At 67.4% G+C, this 25,402-nt stretch carries 20 protein-coding genes; 9 read left to right on the forward strand and 11 right to left on the reverse strand.

The window, feature by feature from the left end; genetic code table 11:
* Positions 1-45: 45 nt before the first annotated feature.
* Both PA01_05360 and PA01_05365 read right to left on the reverse strand, forming a co-directional pair.
* A complete protein-coding gene (locus PA01_05360; GenBank protein KON81115.1) occupies positions 46-3,273 on the reverse strand; it encodes an efflux RND transporter permease subunit in 3,228 nt (1,075 codons plus the stop codon).
* The gene (locus PA01_05365) at positions 3,270-4,367 is read right to left on the reverse strand and encodes an efflux RND transporter periplasmic adaptor subunit (GenBank protein ID KON81116.1); all 1,098 of its coding nucleotides are present in this window, start codon (positions 4,365-4,367) and stop codon (positions 3,270-3,272) included. The genes PA01_05360 and PA01_05365 overlap by 4 nt, the downstream gene beginning before the upstream one ends.
* Before the next feature lie 302 nt (positions 4,368-4,669).
* On the opposite strand from PA01_05365, the gene PA01_18580 reads away from it, so the two are divergent.
* From PA01_18580 to PA01_05390, 6 genes are all read left to right on the forward strand, one after another.
* Positions 4,670-5,095 carry a hypothetical protein gene (locus PA01_18580; GenBank protein KON81117.2) on the forward strand — a complete coding sequence of 142 codons (426 nt, stop codon included), beginning with the start codon at positions 4,670-4,672 and terminating at the stop codon, positions 5,093-5,095.
* Between the two features lie 180 nt (positions 5,096-5,275).
* Positions 5,276-5,548, forward strand: a complete 273-nt coding sequence (locus tag PA01_05375; protein ID KON81118.1) for a hypothetical protein — start codon at positions 5,276-5,278, stop codon at positions 5,546-5,548.
* 92 nt (positions 5,549-5,640) lie between these two features.
* Entirely contained in the window at positions 5,641-5,922 is a 282-nt protein-coding gene (locus PA01_05380) for a hypothetical protein (GenBank protein ID KON81119.1), read from the forward strand.
* Between the two features lie 69 nt (positions 5,923-5,991).
* Positions 5,992-6,282: a hypothetical protein gene (locus tag PA01_05385; GenBank protein ID KON81120.1), complete on the forward strand. Its 291-nt coding sequence runs from the start codon at positions 5,992-5,994 to the stop codon at positions 6,280-6,282.
* Positions 6,283-6,439: 157 nt separating this feature from the next.
* Positions 6,440-6,631: a hypothetical protein gene (locus PA01_18585; protein KAI5913039.1), complete on the forward strand. Its 192-nt coding sequence runs from the start codon at positions 6,440-6,442 to the stop codon at positions 6,629-6,631.
* Positions 6,632-6,710: 79 nt separating this feature from the next.
* Positions 6,711-7,475, forward strand: coding sequence for a protein phosphatase 2C domain-containing protein (locus PA01_05390; protein ID KON81121.1), 765 nt, complete (start codon positions 6,711-6,713; stop codon positions 7,473-7,475).
* 28 nt (positions 7,476-7,503) lie between these two features.
* Here the strand turns inward: PA01_05390 and PA01_05395 are convergent, their stop codons facing one another.
* The 7 genes from PA01_05395 to PA01_05425 all read right to left on the reverse strand — a co-directional run bounded on the left by PA01_05395 (position 7,504) and on the right by PA01_05425 (position 20,016).
* On the reverse strand, positions 7,504-8,823 hold the full coding sequence (locus tag PA01_05395; GenBank protein KON81122.1) for a sigma-54 dependent transcriptional regulator: 1,320 nt from the start codon (positions 8,821-8,823) through the stop codon (positions 7,504-7,506).
* Positions 8,820-11,885: a peptidase domain-containing ABC transporter gene (locus PA01_05400; protein ID KON82325.1), complete on the reverse strand. Its 3,066-nt coding sequence runs from the start codon at positions 11,883-11,885 to the stop codon at positions 8,820-8,822. Before PA01_05400 ends, PA01_05395 begins: the two co-directional genes overlap by 4 nt.
* Before the next feature lie 15 nt (positions 11,886-11,900).
* Positions 11,901-12,653 carry a peptidylprolyl isomerase gene (locus tag PA01_05405; protein ID KON81123.1) on the reverse strand — a complete coding sequence of 251 codons (753 nt, stop codon included), beginning with the start codon at positions 12,651-12,653 and terminating at the stop codon, positions 11,901-11,903.
* A 34-nt stretch (positions 12,654-12,687) separates the two neighbouring features.
* Positions 12,688-14,061, reverse strand: a complete 1,374-nt coding sequence (locus PA01_05410) for an HlyD family efflux transporter periplasmic adaptor subunit (protein KON81124.1) — start codon at positions 14,059-14,061, stop codon at positions 12,688-12,690.
* On the reverse strand, positions 14,039-16,528 hold the full coding sequence (locus PA01_05415; GenBank protein KON81125.1) for an FHA domain-containing protein: 2,490 nt from the start codon (positions 16,526-16,528) through the stop codon (positions 14,039-14,041). The genes PA01_05410 and PA01_05415 overlap by 23 nt, the downstream gene beginning before the upstream one ends.
* Positions 16,529-16,617: 89 nt before the next feature.
* On the reverse strand, positions 16,618-18,051 hold the full coding sequence (locus PA01_05420; protein KON82326.2) for an efflux transporter outer membrane subunit: 1,434 nt from the start codon (positions 18,049-18,051) through the stop codon (positions 16,618-16,620).
* A 39-nt stretch (positions 18,052-18,090) separates the two neighbouring features.
* Positions 18,091-20,016 carry an FHA domain-containing protein gene (locus PA01_05425; GenBank protein KON81126.1) on the reverse strand — a complete coding sequence of 642 codons (1,926 nt, stop codon included), beginning with the start codon at positions 20,014-20,016 and terminating at the stop codon, positions 18,091-18,093.
* A 675-nt stretch (positions 20,017-20,691) separates the two neighbouring features.
* Here PA01_05425 and PA01_05430 point away from each other — a divergent pair.
* On the forward strand, positions 20,692-22,755 hold the full coding sequence (locus tag PA01_05430) for a serine/threonine-protein kinase (GenBank protein ID KON81127.1): 2,064 nt from the start codon (positions 20,692-20,694) through the stop codon (positions 22,753-22,755).
* 61 nt (positions 22,756-22,816) lie between these two features.
* Here PA01_05430 and PA01_18590 read toward each other — a convergent pair whose 3' ends face one another.
* Complete coding sequence (locus PA01_18590; GenBank protein KAI5913040.1) at positions 22,817-23,467, reverse strand: formylglycine-generating enzyme family protein; 651 nt, start codon at positions 23,465-23,467, stop codon at positions 22,817-22,819.
* Positions 23,468-23,496: 29 nt separating this feature from the next.
* Positions 23,497-23,991: a hypothetical protein gene (locus PA01_18595; GenBank protein KAI5913041.1), complete on the reverse strand. Its 495-nt coding sequence runs from the start codon at positions 23,989-23,991 to the stop codon at positions 23,497-23,499.
* A gap of 348 nt (positions 23,992-24,339) precedes the next feature.
* Here PA01_18595 and PA01_05440 point away from each other — a divergent pair, with 348 nt between their 5' ends.
* Together PA01_05440 and PA01_05445 are read left to right on the forward strand one after the other, a co-directional pair.
* Positions 24,340-24,726, forward strand: a complete 387-nt coding sequence (locus tag PA01_05440; GenBank protein ID KON81128.2) for a DUF4399 domain-containing protein — start codon at positions 24,340-24,342, stop codon at positions 24,724-24,726.
* 54 nt (positions 24,727-24,780) lie between these two features.
* Entirely contained in the window at positions 24,781-25,212 is a 432-nt protein-coding gene (locus tag PA01_05445; protein KON81129.1) for a DUF4399 domain-containing protein, read from the forward strand.
* The last annotated feature ends 190 nt before the right edge of the window (positions 25,213-25,402 follow it).

Raw genomic sequence — 25,402 nt, forward strand, 5'->3', positions numbered from 1 at the left:
ACACGCTAATAGAGTGCGCGACCGGATGAGAAAAACCTTCGCATTCTAACGCACTTGCGACACCGCGGCGTTCGCCGCGGGGCGTGCGGCGCGCTCGTCCTCGGGCGGTTTCACGCGGTACCAGGCCGCGTACAGCGCCGGCAGGAACAGCATCGTCAACACCGTCGCGACCGTGAGTCCTCCCATGATCGCGACCGCCATCGGGCCGAAGAACGCGCTGTCCGACAGCGGGATCATCGCGAGGATCGCCGTGGCGGCAGTCAGCATGATCGGCCGGAAGCGGCGCACCGCCGATTCGACGATCGCGTCCCACGCGCTGCGCCCGGCTTCGCGGTCCTGGCGGATCTGGTCGATGAGGATCACCGAGTTCCTCATGATCATCCCCGCCAGCGCGATCGTGCCGAGCATCGCGACGAAGCCGAACGGCTGGCCGAACAGCAGCAGGAACGCGGTGACGCCGATCAGGCCGAGCGGCGCGGTCAGCAGCACCATGAACACCAGCGAGAAGCTGCGCAGCTGCAGCATCAGCACGGTCAGCACGACGACGAGGAACAGCGGCATGCCGGCGGCGACCGAACTGCCGCCTTTCGCGCTCTCCTCGGCCGAGCCGCCGACTGCGATGCGGTAGCCGAGCGGCAGTGTGTCGCGCAACGCGCCGATGCGCGGCGCGAGGTCGGCGACGACGCTCGCCGGCTGCGCCGTGCCGTACAGGTTCGCGCGCACGGTAACGGTCGGCAGCCGGTCGCGCCGCCAGATCACGCCCTGCTCGAAGCCGTATTCGGCGGTCGCGACCTGCGCGAGCGACACGCTGGTCCCGCTCGCGGTCGGGATCGCGAGGTCCGGCAGGAGCCCCAGATGCACGCGCTCGGACTCGGCCCCGCGCAGCACGACTTCGATCGTCTCGGTGCCGTCGCGGAACTGCGTCACCGCGAGACCCTGCAGCGACGTGTTGAGCAGGTTCGCGATGTCGCGCGTGCTCAACCCGAGCAGGCGCGCCTTGTCCTGGTCGATCTTCAGCCGCACCTGCTTCGACGGCTCCTCCCAGTCGAGGTGCACGTTCGACAGCGCCGGGTGCGCGCGCAGCGCCGCCGCGACTTCGTGCGCGATGCGGCGCATCTGGTCGAAGTCCTGGCCGCTGACGCGGTATTGCAGCGGAAAGCCGACGGGCGGGCCGTTCTCGAGGCGGTTGACGACGCCGAGCACGTCGGCCGGCCCTTCGTCGAAAAGGCGGATCAGCTTCGTGCGCACCGCTTCGCGCGCGGCCGGGCTTTCGGTGAGGACGACGAACTGCGCGAAGTTCGTCTGCGCGAGCGACTGGTCGAGCGGCAGGTAGAAGCGCGGGCTGCCGCCGCCGACCCACGCGACGTAGTTCTCGATGCCTTCCTGCTCGTCGAGGAAAGCTTCGAGGCGCCGCACCGCCGCGTCGGTCGCGTGGTGCGACACGCCTTCGGCGAGCCGCAGGTCGACGAGCAGCTCGGGCCGCGTCGAATCGGGGAAGAACTGCTGCGGCACGAAGCGCCCGAAAACGACGATCGACCCGGCGAAAATCAGCACGGTCAGCGCGATGACGACCCAGCGATGCCGGACGCACCAGCTCACGAGCGCGCGCAAGCGCGTGTAGAAGCGCGTGTGGTAGATCGCGTACTCGTCGTGCAGCTCGTGCCCGTACGCGGCGCGCGCCGCGAAAAACCGCCCGAGCCGCGGCGACAGCCGACCGGCGACGCCTGCGAGCCGCGACGGCCGCGTGCGCCGCGCGCGAAAGTCCGGCAGCAGGTGGAAGCCGAGGTAGGGCACGAACAGCACCGCCGCGACCCACGACACGAGCAACGCGATGACGGTGACCTGGAAGATCGAGCGCGTGTATTCGCCGGTCGACGACGCCGCGGTCGCGATCGGCAGGAAGCCGGCGGCCGTCACGAGCGTGCCCGACAGCATCGGCATCGCGGTCGAAAAATACGCGAAGCTCGCCGCCTTCGCGCGCTCCCAGCCTTCCTCCATTTTCGTCGCCATCATCTCGACGGCGATGATTGCGTCATCGACCAGGAGGCCGAGCGCGAGGATCAGCGCGCCGAGCGAGATCTTGTGCAGGCCGACGCCGAAGAGGTTCATGAACAGGAACGTGATCGCGAGCACGACCGGAATGATGATCAGCACGACGATGCCGGTGCGAAAACCGAGCGACAGCAGGCTGACGATCATGACGATGACGACCGCCTCGGCGAGCACGGTGACGAACTCGCCGACCGAGCGCTGGACGGTGCGCGGCTGGTCGGCGACGCGTTCGAGGCGCACGCCGACCGGCAGCTGCGCGACGATGCGCTCGACCGCGGCGTCGAGCCCGCGGCCGAGCGCGATGATGTCGCCCCCCGCGCGCATCGACACGCCGAGCCCGAGCGCGTCCTCGCCCATGAAGCGCATGCGCTCGGCCGGCGGGTCGGCAAAGCCGCGCTTGACGTCGGCGACGTCGCCGAGCCGGAACGCGCGGCCCTGGGCACGGATGACCGTGTCGGCGATCGCCTCGACGTCGTCGAACGCGCCCGACGGCCGCAGCCACACGCGCTCATCGGCGGTCTCGAAGAAGCCCGCGCCGGTCAGCGCGTTCTGCTCGGCGAGCGCGTCGACGAAGTCGCGCAGCGACAGGCCGAACGTCGCGAGCTTGGGGTTCGACAGCTCGATGAAAATGCGCTCGGGCTGCTCGCCGAACAGGCTCACTTTGGCGACGTCGGGCACGCGCAGCAATTCGCTGCGGATCGCCTCGGCGTAGCGTTTGAGGTCCGCGTAGTCGAGGCCGTCGCCGACGAGCGCGAAGACATTGCCGTAGGTGTCGCCGAACTCGTCGTTGAAGAACGGGCCGATCACGCCCTGTGGCAGCAAGGGGCGGATATCACCGATCTTCTTGCGGACCTGGTACCACACGTCCGGAATCTCGTCCGCGGGCGTCGAGTCCTTCGCGACGAAGAACACTAGGGATTCGCCCGGTTTCGAGTAGCTGCGCAGGTAATCCCCCTGCACGACCTCCTGCAGCTTCTTCTCGATCTCGTCGGTGACCTGCTCGGCGACCTCGCGCGCGCTCGCGCCGGGCCACTCGGTGCGCACGACCATCACCTTGAACGTGAACGGCGGGTCTTCGGACTGGCCGAGCCGGGTGTAGGAATAAAGCCCGATCAGCGTCAGCACGACGATGAAGTACAGCACCAGCGACGGGTGGCGCAAACCCCATGCCGAGATGTTGAAGCGGCCGTGACTGCCGCTCTCTCCGGCGCCGCCGCTCATCGCTTCACATCCACCGCGACCGGAGCGGCTTCGTCGACCGGCCGCACCGTTTCGCCTTCGATCAGGCGATGCACCCCGGCGACGACGACGCGCGCGCCCGGCGGCAGGCCTGAACGGATCACGACGCCGTTCTCGCGGAACTCTCCGGCCTCGACTGCGAGCGGGTGCACCGTCGAAGCGTCGTCGACGATCCAGACGACATCGCGCCCGTCGACGTGGGTCAGCGCCGGCAACGGCAGCACCGTCTGCGCCGTTGCCGCGGAGGCGAACGCGACGCTCGCGGTCGCTCCGAGCGCGAGCGCCTCGCCGGCGCGCGGGACGCTGACCCGCACCGCGAACGAGCGCGTCGCGGCGTCAGCCGACGGGGCAATCTCGCGCACGACACCCGCGAATTCGCGGTCCGCATCGGACCACGGGCGCACGATCGCTTTCGCGCCGACCGCGAGCGCGCCGACGCGGCTCTCGGGCACGTGGATCAGCACTTCGCGTTCGTCGAGCCGCGCCACGCGCACCACCGGTTGACCGCTGGAAACGACTTCGCCGGGCTCGGCAGGCGCCGCAATGACGACTCCGTCGTGGTCCGCGACAAGCGTCGCGTATTCCGTCTGGTTGCCGGCGCTCGCCGCTTCGGCGCGCGCCTGGCGCAACCGCGCCTGCGCCGCCTGCAGGGCGCTGCGGCGGCTGTCGAGCGCGGACTCGCTGATGAAATTGCTCTCGCGCAGGCTCTTGCTGCGCTCGAACTCGCTGCGCGCGAGCGCGACGTCCGCTTCGGCCGCGACAACCTGTGCACGGGCCGCGTTCGCGGCGAGCCGGGCATCCTGCGGGTCGAGCCGTGCGAGCACGTCGCCCCGCCGGATCCGCGCGCCGACATCGACGCGCCGCTCGGTGATCTTGCCGCCGATGCGGAATGCGAGATCCGTTTCGAAGCGCGAGCGGACTTCGCCCGTATACACATTCATCGTCGGCACGGACGTCTCGGCGACGCTGCGCACGAGCACCGCGCGTGGCGGCTTGTCGGCGACCGGCGGATCGGAACAGCCTGTCAGCAGCGCCAGCAGAACCAACGGGGCAGCGAGAAAAATCGGAACCTTCATCGGAAACCTCCGCCCGTGCGGAAACAACCGCGAGAGCGTCCAGGATCGAGTCGAAATGGAATTCGGCGTATCGGTCGGTATCCGCTGCGCAGCAGTACCGGCCGAAAGAATAGCGCGATCGCGGGCAATGCCGTAGCGGCGCAACGCTCCGCGTCGCCGTTGGATCGACTTCGACCGGGCGAAACGACGCGGCGCTGCGCTTCAGTCACCGACGAAAACGGGCGCGAAGCGACGCCGCGCTGCGGAAAACCGGCGCTCGATCCCGGCGCCCCGCGCGCATCCGCGCCAGCGAAAGCCTGCTGTTGCGAACGAGCAAACAGGATTGCGTCGACCTGTTCGGCTGGAACCACCATCGCTCGTTTCCACGCGCGACGCCGCAGCGCATGGATCTCGATGATTCACGATATATCTTTTCTTTTTCAATGCCTTGCGTAAAGCATCTGCTGTCTCCAGACAACTGGCACGATCTCTGCGATAGGTCTGCTGAGCGCGCGAAAGTGCTCGATGCAAATCCAACCCTTAACAGAGCTCTCAGGAGAACGACGATGAAATCCAACCTGATCATCAAGGACCTGTCCCTCGACAAAGCCCTCGACCGCAAAGCCATGTCGTCGGTTCGCGGCGGTGTCGGCAACCAGGCGAACGCGACCCAGCAGGGGAACTTCCAGGAAATGTTCGCACCGGTTGCGGTCGGCAACGGCGCCAATTTCGGGGCAGTGGCCCAGTGAATTTCCAGGTCACGTCCACGCCGACGCAAGACGCGTGGAACGACGCCGACAACACGAACAAGGTCCGTTATCCGCACTACTACGCCTACGCCGCGTAATACCGGCGGCCCGGCGAAGACCTCGCTACCGCCACCGGTTTTCGCCGCATCAATATCTCAGCAGACATTCAGGAGAATCATCATGAACTCGACTCTGACCATCAAGGACCTGTCCCTCGACAAGGCGCTCGATCGCAAGGCGATGTCCGCGGTACGCGGCGGCTTTTTCGATCAGGCCAACGCAACGCAGCAGGCGAACGGCCAGACGATGACGGCGCCGGTCGAAGTCGCGAACTTCGCCCACTTCGGCGGCAGCGGCCCGGTGAATATGCAGGTCACGTCGGAGCCGACGCAGCACGCGTCGAACGACAGCTACGGCAAAAACAAGATCGGCCAACCGTACTACTACTGGTAATCACGACGGTCCTGGCGGAAGCGGCGACCGCCTCCGCCAGCTTCCGCCGGATCAATACCCGCTTGCCCAACCGACGTTTCAGGAGAACTACCATGACTTCGACTCTCACCATCAAGGACCTTTCCCTCGACAAAGCGCTCGATCGCAAGTCGATGTCCGCCATGCGCGGCGGCTTCTTCGATCAGGCGAATGCGACTCAGCAGCAGAATTTCCAGTCGATGTTCGCGCCGGTCGCGGTCGCCAACGGCGCGAACTTTGCCGGCAGCGGCCCGGTGATCATCCAGGTCGACTCGATGCCGACCCAAGTGGCCTTGAACGACAGCGACAGCAAGAACCGCAACCTCTTCAATGACCTCTTCCGCGGCTTCGCCTGACACCGCGACCCCGGTGGAGGCGCGACACGGCTTCCACCGGATTCGAGAAAAGCTGCACCGGAGGTACAAATGGCTGCCATCACCGTCAAGGACCTGCGGACGGACCGTACCCTCGACCGCAAGACGATGTCCTCCGTCAAGGGCCGGGGAGGTGCGCCGTGGGTGTATGGATGGATAAGCCCTTATATCGGGCATGCGTCGACGCGCGTCGGCGCCGTGACGAACTTCTACCAGACCAACAACATCTTCGTCGCGGATCAGATCAACCATCAGATCCAGGTGATCGACATCGACAATTCCGCTGCCAATGCGGTCATCAACGTCGCCGCGACGCAGACCGCCGTCAACTTCAAGCGGTAGGCGGGACGGTGACGGCCCGCGCAGTTCGGCCCGTGACGGCGCAGGCTTTGCCATTCCCGCGCCAGCGCGAGCTACCGCTGCGGACAGCTCGCTTCGGTGACCTATACTGGGACATCGGGCGGTCGTCATTCCAGCCACGAACTTCGAGGAACACACCATGGCCACGATAGTTATCAGGGACTTGCCGGAAAACACCGCGCTCGACCGCGAGGCGATGCGGGCGATCAGCGGCGGCGCCCGCGTCGGCGGACGTGCGGCGGGCCCGCGCTTGGCACCGCGCACGGTTTTTCGTCCCGCTGCAGCCGAACAGGCGCCGCGCCGCGCCGCGCCGACGCTGCTGTTCGAGTAGCGGCCACAACCGCCCGGCCGACGAGTCGCTACCGGAGCGACACCAATAGCCGGCGACCCGCCGCTACGGCAAACCCCTCGTGACTCCTGCCGACCGGATCCGCTGGACTTCAGCGGCCCGCTGCCACGTGGGCCTGGTCCGCGACGTCAACGAGGATGCTTTCCTCGACCGGCCGGAGCGCGCCCTGTGGCTCGTCGCCGACGGCATGGGCGGGCACGAAGCGGGCGACCTGGCGAGTCGCATGATCGTCTCGGCGATCGACGGCCTCGCGCCGAGCGCGGACCTGACGACGCTCGTCGCCGCGGCGCGGCAGCGCCTGCAGGCCGTCAATCGCCAGCTTCGCGCCGAAGCGGCGATGCGTGACGTGCCGATCATCGGCAGCACCGTCGTCGTCATGCTCGGCTGCGGCGCGTTCTGTGCGTACCTGTGGGCGGGCGACAGCCGCATCTACCTCTATCGCGCCGGCCGGCTGATGCCGCTGAGCCGCGACCACAGCCACGCCGAGGAGCTGCGTGCGCAAGGCCTCGTCGACAATGAAGCCCTCGCGTCCGCGCAGAACCTGATCACGCGCGCGGTCGGCGCGCTCGACACGCTCGAGCTCGACGAAGGCACGCTGCCGGTCGTCGACGGCGACATTTTCCTGCTGTGCAGCGACGGCCTGACGAATTACGCGAGCGAGCGCGACATCGCCAGCGCGCTCGCCGCGGGCGACTGCGCGCAGGCGGCGGATGCGCTCGTCGAGCTCGCGCTGAAGGGCGGCGGACGCGACAACATCACCGCAGTCGTCGTACGCGCCGAAGACTGCTGCGACTCCGACAGGACGGTGCTCAATCCGGCGGTGTGACGCGGTTCCGGGCGGCTACGCCTGCGGGTCAGCGCTCCCCGTCGCCCTGCGACGGTGGCCGATTGCGGAAGTCCTTCGAGCGGATGCCGTGTTTTTTCAGCAGCGTCTGCAAATGCGAGCGGTTCATGTCGCAGCGCCGCGCAAGCTCGGCGACGGTGCCGCCGACCTGCTGCAGGCCGCGCTCGAGGAACAGCTTCTCGGCTTCGTCGCTGGCGGCGCGTTTCGCGTCGCTGAGCGATGTCGAGGCGGCCATCACGGCCGACGCGCCGCTCGCGGTGGGCAGCGCGGTCGCGGCGTTCGCCGGCGCCAGCTGCGCCGCATCGGGGCGGATGTCCGCGGGCAGATGCTGCAGGTCGGCGGTCTCCCCGGCCAGGCACGAGATGCGGTAGATGATGTTGCGCAGCTCCCGTATGTTGCCGGGATAGGGATAGCGCAACAGGAAGTCGCGCAGCCGCGGCGTCATGCGCACCGGGCGGCGCTTCAGGGCCGCCGCGGCCTCGTCGCCGAAGAACGCGAACAGCAACGGGATCTCGTCGCTGCGCTCGCGCAGCGGCGGCAGCGTCACGTGGATGACGCCGAGGCGGTAGAACAGGTCTTCGCGGAACCGGCCTTCTTCGCTCAGGCGGCGCAAGTTGCGGTTCGTCGCCGCGACGATGCGCGTGTCGACGGCGATCGGCTCGTCGGAGCCGACGCGCTGGATCTCATGCGATTCGAGCACCCGCAAGAGCTTCACCTGCCCGGACAGCGGCAGTTCGCCGATCTCGTCGAGGAAGATCGTGCCGGTGTGCGCGCTTTCGAACTTGCCTTTGCGGTCGCTGACCGCGCCGGTGAACGCCCCTTTGCGGTGGCCGAAAAGCTCGGACTCGAGCAGGTTGTCGGGGATCGCGCCGCAGTTGACCGAGATGTACGGCTTGTCGGAGCGCGCGCCGTTGGCGTGGATCACTTTCGCCATCAGCTCCTTGCCGGTGCCGCTTTCGCCGTCGATGAGCACCGGCAGGTCGGTCGGCGCCGCCTTCTCGGCGATCTCGAGCGCCTCAAGCAATTGCGGGTTGTCGCCGAACGCGCCTTCGAAGACGAAGCTGCGCTCGAGCAATGCGCGCCGCCGCGCGCCCGGCGTGCGCTCGACGCGCACGCTTTCGGCTGCGGCCGCCTCGACGAAGCGCTCCTTGTGCGACAGCTGCATGACTTCGTCGCGCACCGCGTTGGCCTGGCGCAACAGCTTCTCGATCTCGGGCCGCGCGAGCGTCGGCGCCCAGCGCAGCGTCGAGCGCAGGATCTCGATCTTCTCGAGCAGCCCGGCGTAAGAAATCGCCGGCGCGCCGCGCAGTCCCGGAGTCAGGATCTTCATACCGCCGCCAGCTGCTTCTGCACCAGTTGGTAATACATGCCGCGCCGATCGACCAGCTCGTCGTGGCGCCCCTGCTCGACGATCGAACCTTCGTACAGCACGAGGATCTTGTCGGCGCGCATGATCGTCGACAGCCGGTGCGCGATGACAACCGCGGTGCGCCCGGCGAGGATGTCCTGCATGTTGCTGATGATGTTGCTCTCCGACTGCGTGTCGAGCGCGGAAGTCGCCTCGTCGAACACCAGCAGGCGCGGGTCGTGGTACAGCGCGCGGGCGATGCACAGGCGCTGGATCTGGCCGCCCGAGAGGCCCACGCCGCGCTCGCCGACGATCTGTTCATAGCCCAGCGGCATCTTGCGGATGAACGCGTGGGCGTCGGCCATGCGCGCGACCTCCTCGATGCGCCGCCGGTCCGGCGCCTCGTCGCCGCTGGCGATGTTCTCGGCGATCGTGCCGGAGAACAGCAGGTTGCTCTGCATCACGTAGCCGACCTGCGCGCGGTAATAGTCCTTGTCGATCGTCGCCATGTCGTAGCCGTCGACGACGATGCGGCCGTCGGTCGGGGGGTAGAAGCCGACGAGCAGCTTCGCCAGCGTCGTCTTGCCCGACCCGCTGCGGCCGACGATCGCGACGAGCTCGCCGGGCTTGATCTCGAAGCTGATGTTCTCGAGCACGTACGCCGTCTCGTCGCCGCCGTAGCGGAAATACACGCTTTCGAGCGCGATGTGACCTTGCAGGTCCGGCAGCACGACGCGCGAAGCGGCCTCTTCCGGGCGCTGCTCCGGCTCCATGTCGAGCACGTCGCCGAGCCGCTCCATCGCGACCCCGGCGTCATTGACCTGGCTCCACAGCGCGACCAGCCCCATCAGCGGCGCGAGCACGCTGCCCATCAGCGCGTTGAACGCGATGAGCTGCCCGATCGTGAGCTGATGCGCGAGCACCTGCGACGCGCCGACCCACAGGATTGCGATCGTCGTCGCGGCGTTGAGCACCTGGCTGGCGATGCCGACGAGCACGTTGAAACGCTGCGCGCGGTACTGCACTTCGAGCGCCTTCGCGTATTTCTTCTCCCATTTCAGCCGCACCGGGCGCTCGATGCCCATGCCCTTGACCGTCTCGACGCCGCCGAGCGCTTCCATCAGGAAAGCTTTCGCATCGGTCGAGGTGGTGAACACTTCGCGCGCGTAGTTCTTGATCTTCGGCGTCACGACCACCGTCAGCGCCATGATCGGGATGACGAACGCGAGCAGCAGCAGCGTCATCTTCACGTTGTAGAGGAACAGGATCGTGAAGTAGATGAACACCATCAGCAGGTTGAGCACCGTCGTGACCGTCGATTCGGTCAGGAACGCGCGGATCGTCTGGTTTTCCTGGAAGCGCGCGAAGATGTCGCCGGTCTTGCGCTTGGCGAAGAACGAGAACGGCAGCGACAGCGTGTGCTTGAAGAACTGCGACATCATCGCGAAGTCCATGTTGCGCACCATGAAGTTCGCGAGGAACGCGCGGATGCCCGACATCAGCAGCGTGAAGAGGTTGGTGATGACGAGCCCGGCGATCAGCAGGTGCAACAGGCTGACGTTCTCGTGCACGATCACGCCGTCGAGGATGTTCTGGATGATCAGCGGCGGCACGATGCCCAGCACCTGGATCACGAAAGTCGCCATGACGAGGTGCGCGAGGATCTTCTTGTACGGCCGCAGGTACGACACGAAGCGCAGCCACGGCGAGCGCGACACCGTCAGCTGCGCGAGATTCTGCCCCGGCGTGAACAGCAGGCAGGTGCCGCTCCAGCCGCGCTCGAACTCTTCGATCGCGATCTTTCGGAAGCCGACTGCCGGGTCGGCGACCCATACCTGCCGCTTCGACACGCCATACACGACGATGTAGTGGTAGCCCTCCCAATGCACGATGAACGGCAGCTCGAAGCCGAGCAGCGCGTCGAACGTGCATTGCACGCCGCGCGTCGTGAAGCCGAGCGATTCGCCGGCGCGCGCGAGGCTGTCGAGCGTCGCACCCTGCGTCGTGACGTTCGCGAGTTCGCGCAGCTTGCCGAGCGTCATCGGGATGTCGTAGTGGCGGCAGATCATCGCCAGGCACGCCGCGCCGCAGTCCATTTCCTCGGCCTGCTCGACGAGCGGGAAGCGCCGGATCAGCCGCTCGCCGAGCGCCGGCTTCGACTTCAGGTCGAGCATGACGCGCAGGTTGCGCCGTTCGGCGAGCTTTTTCTGGCGCTGCAGCTCGCGCTCGACGAAGCGGATGCGCTCCTCGAGCACTTCGCGCAGCTTCGGATTGCGCTCCAGGATCTGGTGGACGGATTTTTCCGGGACCACCAGCAGCGTCGTATCGACGACCGCGACCACCGACGCGACCTGCTCCTGGCGCATCAGGCACGCTTTCTCGCCGAAGATCTCGCCGTGGCCGAGCGTCGCAAGCGGGTAATCGGTGCCCTGCTCGGTACGCACGAGGCGCACTTCGCCCTGGCGCACGACGTACAGGCGGCGGTCGTCGCGCGCGTCCTGCTTGAGGATCTCGCGGCCGGCGGCGACGCGCTTGACGCCGACGCTGCGCACCAGCTCCTCGAGCTCGGCGCGGTCGACCTTGCCGCGCAGATCGAACAGACGCGCGACGACGCCGCCAGCCGAGCCGATCGCGACATAGCTCGTGACGAACGCCTGCGCCGCCGGGTTCTTCGCGAGGACCGGCTCGAACGCGTGGCGCGGGATCAGCAGCAACTCGGTCTTCGCCGACGCGCGCGCCGAGAATTCGTGCCGGTATTCGCGCAGCATCGCCATCTCGGCGACGGTCTCGCGCGCCTTGCGCACGCCGAGGCTGATTTCCTTGCCGTGCTCGTCGGCGAACACCCGCACCGAGCCTGCGCGGATCACGAACACGCCGTCGGCCGGCTCGCCGGCGTTGCAGACGGTTTCGCCAAACGCGAAGAAACGCGGCTGGGCGTGGCTGGCAAGGTGATCGAGTTCGTCGCGCGTGAACGGCGACAGCAGCTCCACCGATGACAGGAAATCGGCGAGGGAATCGAGTTTCGGTGGGGCGTCCGTGGACATGATCACCTCGAGGGGCTAACGCATTTCGATGACGTGTTCCTGCGCCCGGGCCGCGAGCCAGCCTTCGCGCAGCAGCCGCCGCACTTCGGCCGCAGTCTCTTCGTCGAGCCGCGCCGGGTTTTTCGCATTCACGAGGAAGATTTCGTGGAACGCGCCGTCGGGCGCGGCGAACGGTCCGAGCAGGTCGCCGGGCGCGGCATTGAAGACCTTGGCCTCGATTTCGGTCTTCAGCGAACCGCGCATCACCTTGCCGATGAAGCCGCCGTCGTCGCGCGTGTCCGCGGTCGAGTGCTCGCGCGCGAGTTCGGCGAAGCTCTCGGGATCTTCTTCCAGCAGCGACATCATCTCCTTCGCCTGGCCTTCGGTTTCGAGCACGATGTGGCTGACCTCGATGCTGTCGAACTTCGGCGAGTTGAGCTGGAAGTATTCTTCGACCGCGTCGTCGCTGCAGACGCGCTGCATCATCTTTTCCTGGTACAGGCTGTCGGTGATGAACGCTTCGAACTCGTCGAGACTCACGCCGCGCGCGTCGAGGTAATGATTCATGTCGGCCGCGCGGTGCAGCCCCAGCACGCGGCGGAACTGATCGGCGCGCTCCTGGATCTCGTCGCCCGACACCGCGACGCCGTGCTTCTTCGCCGCATGGACGGTGAGCCGGTCGCGGACGATCTCGTCGATGAGGCTGTCGAAGCGCCCGGTGAGCTTCAGGATCCGGACGAATTCCTCGGTGCCGATGGATTCGTCGTCGATTCGCACTATCGCGGTCATCTCGTGTGCTCCTTCTGGTAAGCGCTGGATCCGGTCAGCCGCTGATCTGGCGGAACGGATCGAGCGCGAGGTCGATGAGGCGGCGCTCGCGGACGACGATCTCCGCGGTCGCCGTCATCCCGTAACGCACCGGATAGCGCGTGTCGGCGACTTCGTAGTGATCGCGCGAGAGCGTCACGTGGCCTTCGTAGACCGGCTCCTTGCTCTGCGCGGCGGGCGAAGTCGCCGGCGAGATGAACTCGAGCCGGCCGTCGATGAGGCCGTAGCGCTGGTACGGGAACGCGTTGAACTTGAGCTTCACCGGCTGGCCTTCGCGCAGGAACGCGCGGTCGCGCTCGGCGATGTCCATCTTCAGCACCGCGCGCGCGTCCTGCGGCGCAATGCCGCCGAGCGGCGTGTTCGCCTGGATCTTGTCGCCGGGCTGCGTCGAGGCGACGTCGGTGATGACGCCGGACACCGGCGCGAGGATCAGCAGGAAGTTGTCCTTGTCGATGTTCTCGAAGCGGATCCGTTCGGCCGCGTTCGCCGCGAGCCGCGCGGTCTGCAGCTGCAGCCGCAGCTTGTCCTCTTCGTTCGCGATTTCGCGCGCCGCCGCGTCGTACTCGATCCGCAGCCGCGTCAGCTCCTGGTCGCCGCTTTCGAGCTCGACTGTCGCCCGCGCGGTTTCCTGGCTCAGCCGGAAGTCGAGCTCGCCAAGCCGCGACTGCGCGACGCGCAGCGCATTTTCCGCGGCCAGATACGCGCTCTTCTTCGCTTCGACCTGCAGCTCCGACACCCCGCCGCCGCCGGGCAGCGCGAACAGGCGCTGGAAGCGGTCGAGCTCGAGGCGGGCGCTGTCGCGCGTGCGGCGCGCGTTGTCGAGCTCGCTGCGCGCCTGCTGCAGCTGCGCGCGCTGGGCTTCGGCGAGCTTCGTCGTGCCTTCCGCGGTGCGCCGCTCGTGCAGTTGCAGCGCCGCTTCAATCTGCTGCTTCAACGCCGCGACCTTGCGTTCAAGCAGCGCTTTGCGCTCGGGAAACCGCTTCCACTCCCGCTCGGCGTCCTCGAGCTTCAGCTGCGCCTCGAGCGCGTGCGTCGCCGCCTCGACCGCGCCGCGTGCGTTGAGCCGCGCGAGGACGTCGCCCTGCGACACGGGCTGCCCGGCTTCGATGTAGATGTCGGCGAGTTCGCCGTCGATCGGCGCATAGACGCGCCGCACGTCCGATTCGGGCGCGAGCACGCCGTGCGCGGTGACGATCACGTCAGCACGCCCGACGAACGACCACACCAGCGCGGACAGCACGAGCCCGAGGACGGCGGCGACGAGGGCGAGGCCGAAGCGCGACGGTTCGGCGATCAGGATCGCGATCCCTTCGGCGCTGTGATCCTCGAGCGCTTCGGTCAGCGGCTTAAGGTGATTTTCGCTCTTCATCGCTCTGCCCTCCGATCAGCGCCAGCTTGGCTTTGAGCAGCCCCGGCTCCAGCACCCTGTGAAGTTCCTGCAGCGACTGCCGCTGCAGCTCGGCTTCCGCGTCGATTTCCGCCTGGACCGCGGCCGCTTGCTCGCCGATGTCGGTTTTCAGCATCTCGTGGATCCGCGCGCCCTGTCGCGCCGCGGACTGCGCGTCGGCGAGCAGCCGCGCTTGCGTGCGGAACGTGCCGGAAATGCCCGATTCGAGCCGCTGCGCGCCGCCGATCCCGCCGGCGCTCCGGTACTGGCGCCACTGCGCCGCGGCGCGGGCCAGCAGGCCGTTGGCGCGCGCGAGCGCCTCGTCCCGGTACGCGGCGACGTCGGTCTCGGTCGCGCGGATGAAATAGGCGTCCTCGCGCTCGTCGAGCGCCGCGTGAAACGCCAGCAGCTGCTCGTCATAGCCTTTGCCGCCGCGCGCCTGCTGCAGCGCACTGAACTGCTGCAGCACGGTCCTCTTGCGTGCGAGCTCGGCGGCGGCGACTTGCGCCCACGGCCCCGCGGAAATCCGCTGCAGGCCGGCGAGCGCCTCGTCCCCCCGGCCTTCGCGCCACGCGCGCGCGGCCGCCTGGTGCTGGCGCACGACCTCCGCGGAAGGCAGTCGCGTCTCGCCGAGCCGGGCGAAATGCTCGCGGAAAGGCGGCGTCGAGAACTGCACTTTCTCGAGCAGCGCGATCAGCGGCTCGAGGCGGCGCGCCTGCAGCGCCCGGTCGAGCTCGACGAAGCGGCGCAGATCTTCGCGCACCGCGTCGAGCCCGGCGAGCCGCGGGTACTTCCCGGCGTAGTCGTCGAGCAGCGCGTCGAGCGTCTCGGCGCGGCCGGCCTCGAGTTCGGCCGCGATGCCGGCATCGAGCCGCTCGATCGCGGCGAGATACACCGACTCGTCGCTTTCGAGCCGGCGCAGATGGGTCAGCACTTCGGCATGAACGTCCCTGAACTCGGGCACGTGCGCCGCGACGCGGGCGAGCGCGCGCTGGCGGGCGCGGGGATCGGCGTGCCAGCGCTGCAGCAGCGTCCCGATCCGCTCCTCATCGGCGTAGATGCGGATCGGCGCGTCCACGCCGCCGCGCTCGACGACGAAGCGCTCGAGCTCGCCGACCCACTCGAGCTCGGCGAGCAATGGCTGCGCGTCGGCGTTGTGCGCGGCCTGCGCTTTCATGTCGGCGACGAGCGCCGCAGCCCGATCGAACGCGCGCGCCTGCAGGCTCGCCACCCATTCGGGAACCTTCGCTTTCAGCAGCGCCTCGGTGCCGAGCGCCTGCAGCGCCGTATCGTCCGGATCCCTCGCGAGATACGCGTCGGCGACCGCCGCGGCATGCGCGAAATCGCGTGCGGCGACAAGGCGCCCGAGTTCGCGTTCCGCACTGCCGGCGCGGTAGACGCCGAACGCGACCGCAGCGAGCAGTGCGACGACGGGAAAGCCCCAGCGCAGAATCCGTCTAACCCCCCCGCGGTCGCCGCCGGCGAAAGCCTTGCCGAGTTCGCGCACGAAAAGCACGCTCCGGCTGCGCTCGCGCCGCACCCGCGGCAACGGGCTGCCGGCTTGCGCCGCCTCGTCATTGACTTCGTCGGGCTGCGGCGGCGGGGAAATGCAGAAGATGTCGAGGAACGAGTCGGGCGCCGCGATGAACATCGTCCGGTCCGGGCTGCCCGGCTCATCTTCGACCCCCGCAGCGGCAGGGGTGAATCCGGTCACCGTCGGGTCGGTCTCGGCTTCGTGCTGCAGGCTCACGCGGTACACGAAGTGACTGCCGCCGAAGGCGACGACGTCGCCGTCGTGCAGCTCCACGGCGTGTTCGTCGAGACGCGTGCCGCCGACGAAAGTGCCGTTCGTGCTGCCCAGATCCTCGATGAACGGCGCGCCGCCCTTGAGGAAGATGTGCGCATGGCGACGCGAAATGTAATTGACCTGATGCGGATACGCGCTCTTGTAACGCGCGATCACGTCGTCGATCTTGCTGATCAGGAACGGGAAGCAGGCAATGACGACCGGTTCGAGCAGCAGGTCGTCGCGCTCGGGCGTCAGCGTCAGGCTCAGGAGCGTCCCGGCCCGCTGCGCTTTCTTCGCCCGCGCGACGAGCCGGACGCGATACGACAGCACGCCGCCGAAGCAGACTGCGTCGCCGTCGCGCAGCGCGGCGGGCGTCTCCCCGACCGCGACGCCATTGACGGTCGTGCCGTTCTTGCTGCCGAGGTCGGCGACGTACAGCTCGCCCGCTTCGCGGAACACCCGCGCATGGCGGCGCGACAGCTCGGCGACGATCTCCTTGTCGTACGTCGCGAACGGCAGCTCGTTGCGCCCGATCGCGAACAGCGACTCCTCGATGAGGATATCGCCGAGTTCGGGGCGCGACACCGCCTGCAGGAGCGCGTTGCGCTCCTGTCCGGCAGCACTCGGAGGGACGGCGATGAACGCCCCCGCGTCACTCATGCGGCAACACCAACATCATGAACAGGCCTCTTCCGCGTGGCGGGTCCGAACTTTCCGGTTTTCCCATAGGCACTTCCTCGTCTGTCTCTTCAGCGCCGGACATTCGCGACTTCGACCGTCGGCCAACCGCCGCCGAGCGCTTTGTAGAGCGTCACCGTGTCGGCGAGAATCTGCTGGTGGTTTGCGAGCAACGCGAGCTGCGCCGCGAGCAGCGAGCGCTCGGTCTCGAACACTTCGAGCTGCGACACGAGCCCTTCCCGCAACTGCGCCTGGATCTGCGCCGCGACGATCTGCAGCTGCTCGATCTGCTGCTGCAGCTCGGTGCGCTGCTGGCGATGAGCGTCGAGGTTCGTCAGCGCGTTCTCGACTTCCTCGAACGCGGCGATCACGGTGCGCTGGTACTCGTGCTCGAAGACTTTGGTCTGCGCCTCGCTCGTCTTGAGGCGCGCCTTGATGCTCGGGTCGAACGCGGGGATGTTGATGCTCGGCAGAAAGCCGAACGTGAAGGACTTCAGCAGGTCGCCGAGCGCGAAGCTCGACGTGCCGGCGCGGCCGGTCAGGCTGATCGACGGCAGCTGCGCGAGCCGCGCCTGCCCGACGAGGTCGTAAGCTTCGAGCAGCCGGAACTCGGCAGCGACGATGTCGGGGCGGCGGTTCAACAGCTCGGAAGGCAGCCCGCCCGGCACGCTCGGCAGCGCGATGCGCTCCTGCAGCTTTCCCGGCGGAACGGTATATTCGCCCGCCGGCACGCCGAGCAGCGTCGCCAGCGCGTTGCCGGCGAGGCCGCGGGCGCGCTGCAGTTCGAGCAGGTCGCGGGTCAGCGCGTTGTTCTCCGCGCGCTGGCGCAGCACCTGCGTGCGCGGCACGAGGCCTTGGCCGAGCATCGCTTCGAACGTCGCGAGGATCTCGCGGTTCCGGTCGAGCGCGCGCTGCTGGCGGTCGATCTGCTCGTCGAGCTGGAGAATCTGGAAATACGTCGTCGCGACGTCCGAGACCAGCGTCAGATATCCCGCGCGCCAGTCCGCTTCGGTCGCGTGGAATTCGGCCGTCTGTGCCTGCACGCCTTTTTCGACCTTGCCCCAGATGTCGATGTCCCAGTTCACCTGGGTGCCGAGGTTGAACTGCTTGCGGAAGTTCTGTCCGGTGCTTTTCTCGAAACTCGCGCCGGCGCCGACGTCGAGCGTCGGCAGCGCGCCGGCGCGCGCTTCGCCGATCTGCGCCTGGGCGACCTGGATGCGTGCGGCGAGGATCTTGACGTCGAAGTTGCCGGCGATCGCACGGCGGACGAGCTCGTCGAGGGTCGGATCGCGGAACTCCCGCCACCAGTCGGGCGCGATCGTGTCGGCCGCCGACACCGCCGGCCGCGACCACGACGCTTTGCCGGGTGTGTCGGGGCGCTGGTATTCGGGCACTTTCACGCCCGCGCAGCTCGCGAGCAGCAGCGCCAGCGAGCCGGCGAGCAACGCGCGCAGCAGCGGCAGCGCGCGCCCGGACGGCCTTGACATCGACATTGCGGAAGCCATTGCGTCTCCAGTTTCGGGAAAAATTTCGCGCGCCGCTGCTTAAGCCGCGGCCCACGCTTTCGATTCGACGAACACTTTGAACAACCGCGCATCGAGCCGTCCGGCGCGACATTCGGCATCCAGCAGGTCGAGCGCATGCTCGAGGGACATCGCTTTCTTGTACGGACGGTCCCCGGCGGTCAGCGCGTCGTAGATGTCCGAGATCGTCAGGATGCGGGTCTGGATGCTGATCTGCGCGCCGCGCAGCCCCATCGGGTAGCCGGAGCCGTCGAGCTTTTCGTGATGGGCGTGGGCGATCGCCGGCACGCCGCCGAGGTCGCGCGTCCACGGGATCAGGATCAGGAACGAATACGAATCGGCGACGTGCGACTCGATCTGCTTGCGCTCTTCGGCCGTCAGGCAGCCTTTGGGCACGCTGAGCGCCGCGAACTCGCTGTCGCTCAGCAACGGCACCGCAACCCCGTCCGCTTCGTCATAGGTGCAGCCGAGAATGCGGTCGAGCTCGTGCGAGCGCTCGGTGTACGAAATCGCCGGCTCGTTGGCGCGGCGGATCGCGGCGAGAAACTCGTCGAGGCGCGCGACCTCGTCGCGCAGTCCCTGTTCGAGGCGGCGCTTTTCTTCGCGGAACGCGGTGATGCCGAGTTCGCGCTCGCAGTGCAGCTCGGCCAGTTTCCGGTAGGCCTGCCGCTCGAGGCACGCGCACGCGTACTTGAAGCGCTGTTCGAGCAGGCGCATTTCGGCGTGGTGGAGCTTCTTCTCCTTGCGCAGCACATGCTCGCGCACGCCCACTTTGCCGAAGTCGTGCAGCAGCGCGGCGTAACGGATTTCGCGCAGCTGGTCTTCGGAGAACGCGATGCCGCGCAGTTCCGGTGCGTCGGCACGATCGACCGCCCGCGCGAGGTTCTCGGCGTAGTGCGCGACGCGGAACGAGTGCCCGGCAGTCACCGGATCGCGTTCCTCGATCGCCTGGACCGAAGCGCGGACGAAACCTTCGAGCAGGCGCTCGATATCCGAGTACAGCTGGAAGTTCTTCAGCGCGACCGCCATCTCCGCGCACACGCCGGTGAGCATTTCGAGATCCTGGCCTTTGAACGCGTACGGATCCGAAGACGTGTCGAGCTGGATCAGACCCAGCACCTCGCCCTCGAGCAGCAGCGGGACGCACATGACGCTCCGGATGTCCTGTGCAACGATCGATTCCTGACAGCCGAAATGGCGATCCGCGAGCGTGTCGACGGAGAGAATCGACAGTTTCCTGTTTAGCACCTCGTCCACGATAGTGCGAGAAATCCTCGCCCGCTCCGGGTCCTCGACGGTGCCGTCGCGCCAGCGCGCCGCGACCGGCACCGGCGCCTCGCTTTCGCTCTTCCTCAGCAGGATGAACGCGCGCTCGGCGCGCGGGAACAGCTCGAAGATCAGGTTCATGATCTTCTCGGTCAGCGTCGCGGCATTCGTGACGGCGCCGAGCGCGATGCCGACCTGCGCCATCGCGTGGAGTTTGCGAATCACCACCTCGGCGTCGCCGTCTTCGGTCGGCGGTGGCCCTTCGAGCGGCCGCGCGTACTGGGTCGCGTCAACGGTTTTCCGGATCACCGCCGGCGCGCTGTCGCGAGGCGGCACGAGCAGCGAATGGAACGCAAGCTGGGTCGACGCGATCGACAGCTCGTCGCCGTCGTGCAGCGGGTGCCAGACGCCCGGGCGCAAGCGCTTGCCGAGCACGAACGTGCCGTTGAACGAGTGCAGGTCCTCGACGAAATATTCGCCGCCGCTCAGGCACACGCGCGCGTGCCGGCGGCTGATGGTGTGCTCGGGGATGCAGAAGAAATGCCCTTCCGCGAGCGAATCCTGCGGGTCGCGGCCGATCACCACTTCGTCATGAAGGGGGAACACCTCGCCCGTTGCGGAGACTTCAAGGTACGCGGTCACGGGACCCGGTGACTCGGGAACGGCCACTGTGTTTCGCATTCCCACCCTCCCGCGTGCGCCGGACGATCGCTCAACTTTGACTCGGGACGAAAATGCCGGTTCCGCCTAGACCGGGCCGCGAAAGCCCCGCACGCCGCTCGCCCGCGTTTTCAAAAAAACGCGCGTCTTCGGTCACGGACCGGTTGCTGAGCGTCAAGGTTTTCATCAGGGTCTCCCGAAGTTCCGGTGCGGAGTGCGATCGAACACTTTTCGCAGGTTCGGCAGAGCTGTTGCAGGGAGCGTGCCATCTCATCGGCCGCGCGCCATAAAACGCTCCAAGCCGATGAAAAATCCTTTTATTTCACCGAAAAGAGAATTTTGCAGCGGACTTCCAGTGCCTCCCGCGCCGAGCTATAGCGGATTTCATCGAACACCTTTCAGCGACCCTGTTCGCCGTGTTCCAACACCTGCCGCACAAGTCCGCGTTCTGCGAGCAGAGCGCTTGCCGCTCGCACCGGGGCCGCCCGCCAAGCGCGCGCGGATGGGCTATATTTTTTATGGAGGCTTCGATGGACGAATCCGCGCAGCGTGTCGCCACAATCGTTCCTCGTGTTCGACACTACGCTCCGATGCGCGCCCATCCATCAACTCGTGGCATCGCCCGGCTCATCCTCGCAATCCCGACCGGGCGCGAACGTGAGCCCGGAAGACTCCTGGCCGACCGAGGGGAAGCAGATGGCTAGTCTTTCGCACGCGATTCACGCTTTCCGCAGCGGCGGTCTGTCGTCGAACGAATTTTTCGCGCAGGTGGATCGGGTCCTCGCGACAAACGAGCCCGACCAGGCGAAGCTTCTCGAAGTCCTGAGCGAAGAGCACACGAAGCTGCCGCTGCCGCCCGACGTGTACGCCGAAGTGCATCGGCGCATCGAGCACCTCACCGGCACCGGGCACCGGGATGCGAACGACGACCAGACGCGCATGCAGGCCGCTCCCGGCCCCGGTGCTCCCGGCATTCATTTCCCCGCGGCGGGAACGGCGCCGTCCGAGCCGGACCGCATCAAGGGCGTCGGCGACACGGTCAACGGCCGCTTCCTGCTCGAGGAATGCCTGGGCTTCGGCGGCATGGGCACGGTGTACAAGGCGCTCGACCTGCGCAAGCTCGAAGCATCCGACCGAAACCCGTATATCGCGATCAAGGTCCTGAACGTCCAGTTCCGCGGCCATCCGAAATCGCTGATCGCGCTGCAACGCGAGGCGCGCAAAGCCCAAGCGCTCGCCCACCCGAACATCGTCGCGGTGTACGACTTCGACCGGGATGGGTCGATGGTGTACCTGACGATGGAGTACCTGTCCGGCAAGCCGCTGAGCCGCGTGCTGCGCGCGCAGGGTTTCCGCGGCATGCCATACGCGCAAGCGCTGCCGATCATCACCGGCATGGCCAACGCGCTGGCCTACGCGCACGAGCATGGCTTCGTTCACTGCGACTTCAAGCCGGCGAACGTTTTCCTCACCGACAAAGGTCCGGTCAAGGTCATCGACTTCGGCATCGCACGCGTCTTCCGCCGCTCGGAGGAGGAAGCCGAAGCGACGGTCTTCGACGCCGGCAGCCTCGGCGGCCTGACGCCGGCATATGCGAGCCCGGAGATCCTCGAACATCGCGAACCGGACCCACGCGACGACATCTATGCGCTCGCGTGCATCACTTACGAGCTGCTGACCGGCGCGCATCCGTTCGGGCAGCTGCCGGCGACCCAGGCGCGCAATGCCGGGCTGCGGCCGCCGCGGCCGAAACATCTGCCCCCGCGAGCGTGGCGCACGTTGCGCACCGCGCTGTCGTTCGACCGCGAAACCCGCACGCCGAGCGTCGCGCAATTCCTCGCCGGGATGAAACCCGCGCGACGCATCCGGCTGCCGGTCGCGGCGGGGATTGCAGCGGCAGTGGCCGCAGCGCTCGTCGCGTTCGCGCTCCTCTACGATCGGAAACCGGCGGAAGTGGCGCCGGCCGAAGCGCCCTCTGCCGCTGTCGTTGCCCCCCCGGAGGCGCCGTCCCCGGTCGCAGCCGCGCCTGACGAAGCTTCGGCACCCGAGCCCGCAGCGCCCGCCGCTCCGGTGGTGGTCCCGCCGCTGTCCGTCGCGTCAGTCGCGCCGGTGCTGGCGAAAGTGCCCTGCTCGGCCCTTGCGGCATCGGCCAGCGGCAACACGCTGCAAGTGCACGGCTACCTGCCCGGCACGTTCGGGCTCGCACGCTTGCGCGACGCGCTGACCGCGATCCCCGGCGTGACGACGCTGAACACGGACGTGCACCAGGTTAGCGCCGACAAATGCAGCGTGATCGAGACGCTGGGGCCTTACTGGACGGGGAACCGGCAGGCCGGCGGCGAGACTTCGATCCGCATGCAGGCCGGTGGCACCGCGCTGACCGAGGGCGATTCACTGATCATCGACGTGACGACTCCCGCCTACGAGTCGTACGTGCACGTCGATTACTATGTCCTCGACGGCACTGTCGTCCATCTCGTGCCGAGCCGGCGGGCGAGCGCGAACCGGGCGCCGCCGCGTTACCGCGCGACGATCGGCACGGTGGCCGGATGGACGATTTCGCAGCCTTTCGGCACCGAGCTGATCGTGCTGCTGGTCACGCCGGCGCCGCTTTTCGACGCGCTGCGCGCGGAATCGGAATCGCGAGCGGATTATCTGCGCGCCGTCGACAAGCGCTTGCGCGACATCGCCGCGAAGCACGGGCAGGACAAGATCACTGCGGACTTCGTCCAGATCACGACTCGCGCCCGCGAACCCTGACTCCTAACCCTGAGCCCTGAAAGCGGCGACCCGCCGGCGCGCGCCGAGCTCCGCAGGATCGCTACTCGACGTCACGCGCGACGCGGAACCCGTTCTGCGAGTGCCGCACGCTGGCGCCGTACTTGAAGCGGGTCGACGACAGCATGTAGTCGGCCCCTTCGCGCCAGGAGCCGCCGCGTATCACGCGCACGCGGCAATCGGGTTCGTCCCAGGAACGCCCGTCGGCCGGAGCCCCCTTGTAGGAGTTGTGCCAGCAGTCGCTGACCCATTCCCAGACGCTTCCGTTCATGTCGTGCAGGCCGTAGGGATTGGCGCGGAACGAGCCGACATTCGCCGGCCCGGCTTCACGCCACGGGTCGCCGCAACCCTTGCAGTTCGCGTTGCCGCCGACGAACTGGTTGCCCCACCAGTATCGCGTCGTCGTCCCGCCTCGGATCGCGTATTCCCACTCCGCTTCGGTCGGCAGCCGGTAGGTCTTGCCGGTGACCCCGCTCAGCCACTTCGCATAAGCTCGGGCATCGTCCCAGTGCAGGTCGCGCACCGGCGCGTTCTTTGCCGCGCCCTCTTCTTTTGCCAGCTGCGCACACGCACCGGCTGCGACGCAGGCATCCCATTGCTCGTTCGTGACTTCATACATGCCGATCGCGAACGGCCGTGCGATCGAGACCCGATGCGCCGGCCTTTCCGACGGATCGTCGGTATTGCTTCCCATGACGAACTCGCCCCCGGGGAGCCCGACCATCACCGGGCAGGCAGGGCAATCCTTGATCTCGGCAAGACGCGCCGCTGCAGCCGGAGGTCTTTCCGGGGCCGGCGCTGCAGGGGCAGGAGCTGGGGCTGCGCGCGGGCGTTCCGGCGCGGCGGGGCAGCGGGCGCGGGCCGCGGACGCTCCGCTGCGGGCGGGGTCGGGCGCGGGGCCGGCGGTGGCTCGACTTTTGGCGCGGCCGCGCGCAACCGCTCGATGCGCGCGCGGGCGAGCGGTGCAAAACGTCCGTTCGGGTACGCTTTCAGGTACGCCTCGTAGTCGCTCGCATGTTCGCTGTCCTTGATCGAGTCCCAGAACGTCAGCTCGTACTGCTCCGCGCTGTCCTTGGGGAGGATTCCGGCAACCAGGACGGGCGCCGCAGGTGTGCTCCGCTGCGCCGTCCCGACGCCGCTACCGGCGCTCGTCGTGGCTTGGACAAATCCGGCCGCGAACGCCCCGAACACCCCGACGATGAGAAGTTCTCGCCACACGTGCAGACCCCGCTTGTCCCGTAGTGGAGATGCAGCCCCCAGCGCAGCTCCGGAGCTGGATTCAGTACGCTTCGCACGGGACTGCACCGCGCGGAGCAGGACATATTTCCGGTCACGACCCACCGGATTTCCGTTCCCGAGCGAGGCCGGGAAACGGCTACGTCCCGATTCATTATATGTATCTTTCAGCCAACTTCCGTCCTAATCTTAGGTGGCGATCCGGCCGGCCGCAGCGGATTCGGCAAGCGTTCGCTCCAGCGTTTACCCGACGTTTACCCCGCATGTTTCCTGGGGAGGATGCCCGACATGTCCAGGGAAATCATTCTTGGCTCGATAGCAGCAATCGTCATGGCAATCGGGCCCGCGCCCGCCTCCGCAGCCGGGACACCCTCGCCGAAAGATGCCGAGGCCTACATCATCTGGCCGCCGGATGGCGCCGTCATCAGTGGCGGCAAGCTGTGGGTGCGCATGGGGCTGCGCAACATGGGCGTGTGCCCGAAAGGCGTCGAACTGCCCAACGTGGGTCATCATCATCTGCTCATCGATACCGAACTCTCCACCGACGGGCAGATTCCGCTGGACCGGAATCACGTGCATTTCGGCGCCGGCGAAACCGAGGCGCGCATCGAGCTTCCGCCCGGCAAGCACACGCTGCAGCTGCTGATGGGCGATCACAACCACGAGCCGCACGATCCCCCTGTGCATTCGAAGAAGATATCGATCACGGTGCGCTGACCGGGTGACGCCCGGGTTCCAATTTGATCTTCCGTCAAGACCGGGAGCCGATCCATGCACAAGCCCATACACAAGCTGTTCATCGCCGCCGCGTTCCTGCTGCTCACCGAGGGCGCCGTCGCCGGCAGCACCGCTGCGCCGACCAATGCCTATCTTTACATCGGCTGGCCCAACGATGGCCAGGTCCTGCCTGCCGGACGGCCGTTCAAAGTGTGGTTCGGGCTGCGCAACATGGGCGTCGCGCCGAAGGACGTCAGCTTCCCGAACACCGGCCACCATCACCTGCTGATCGACGCCGATCTGCCATCGCCGGACCAGGAAATTCCTTCCGACCGCAACCACCTGCATTTCGGTGCCGGGGAAACGGAAACGACGCTGGAACTGCCGCCGGGCCGGCACACGCTGCAGTTGCTGATGGGCGACGACAAACACGTTCCACACAACCCGCCGGTATATTCGAGGAAGATCACGATCACCGTGCGGTGAGGGCGTTGCGGCGGAAGAGAATGTGCAGCCCGAGCCATGACGCGCCCGTCACGATAGCGTTCGTGCCGAGATCTACACACATATCTACACGCCCCTGTAAGACTTACCCCGCGACACTCCGCCGCCGTGCGCTGGCACGATCACGCCCGCATTGCGCCGCCGCTCGCGCCCCGCGCTGTCGCCGTTGATC

It is taken from the genome of Azoarcus sp. PA01 (genome assembly GCA_001274695.2).
Lineage (GTDB): Bacteria > Pseudomonadota > Gammaproteobacteria > Burkholderiales > Rhodocyclaceae > Aromatoleum.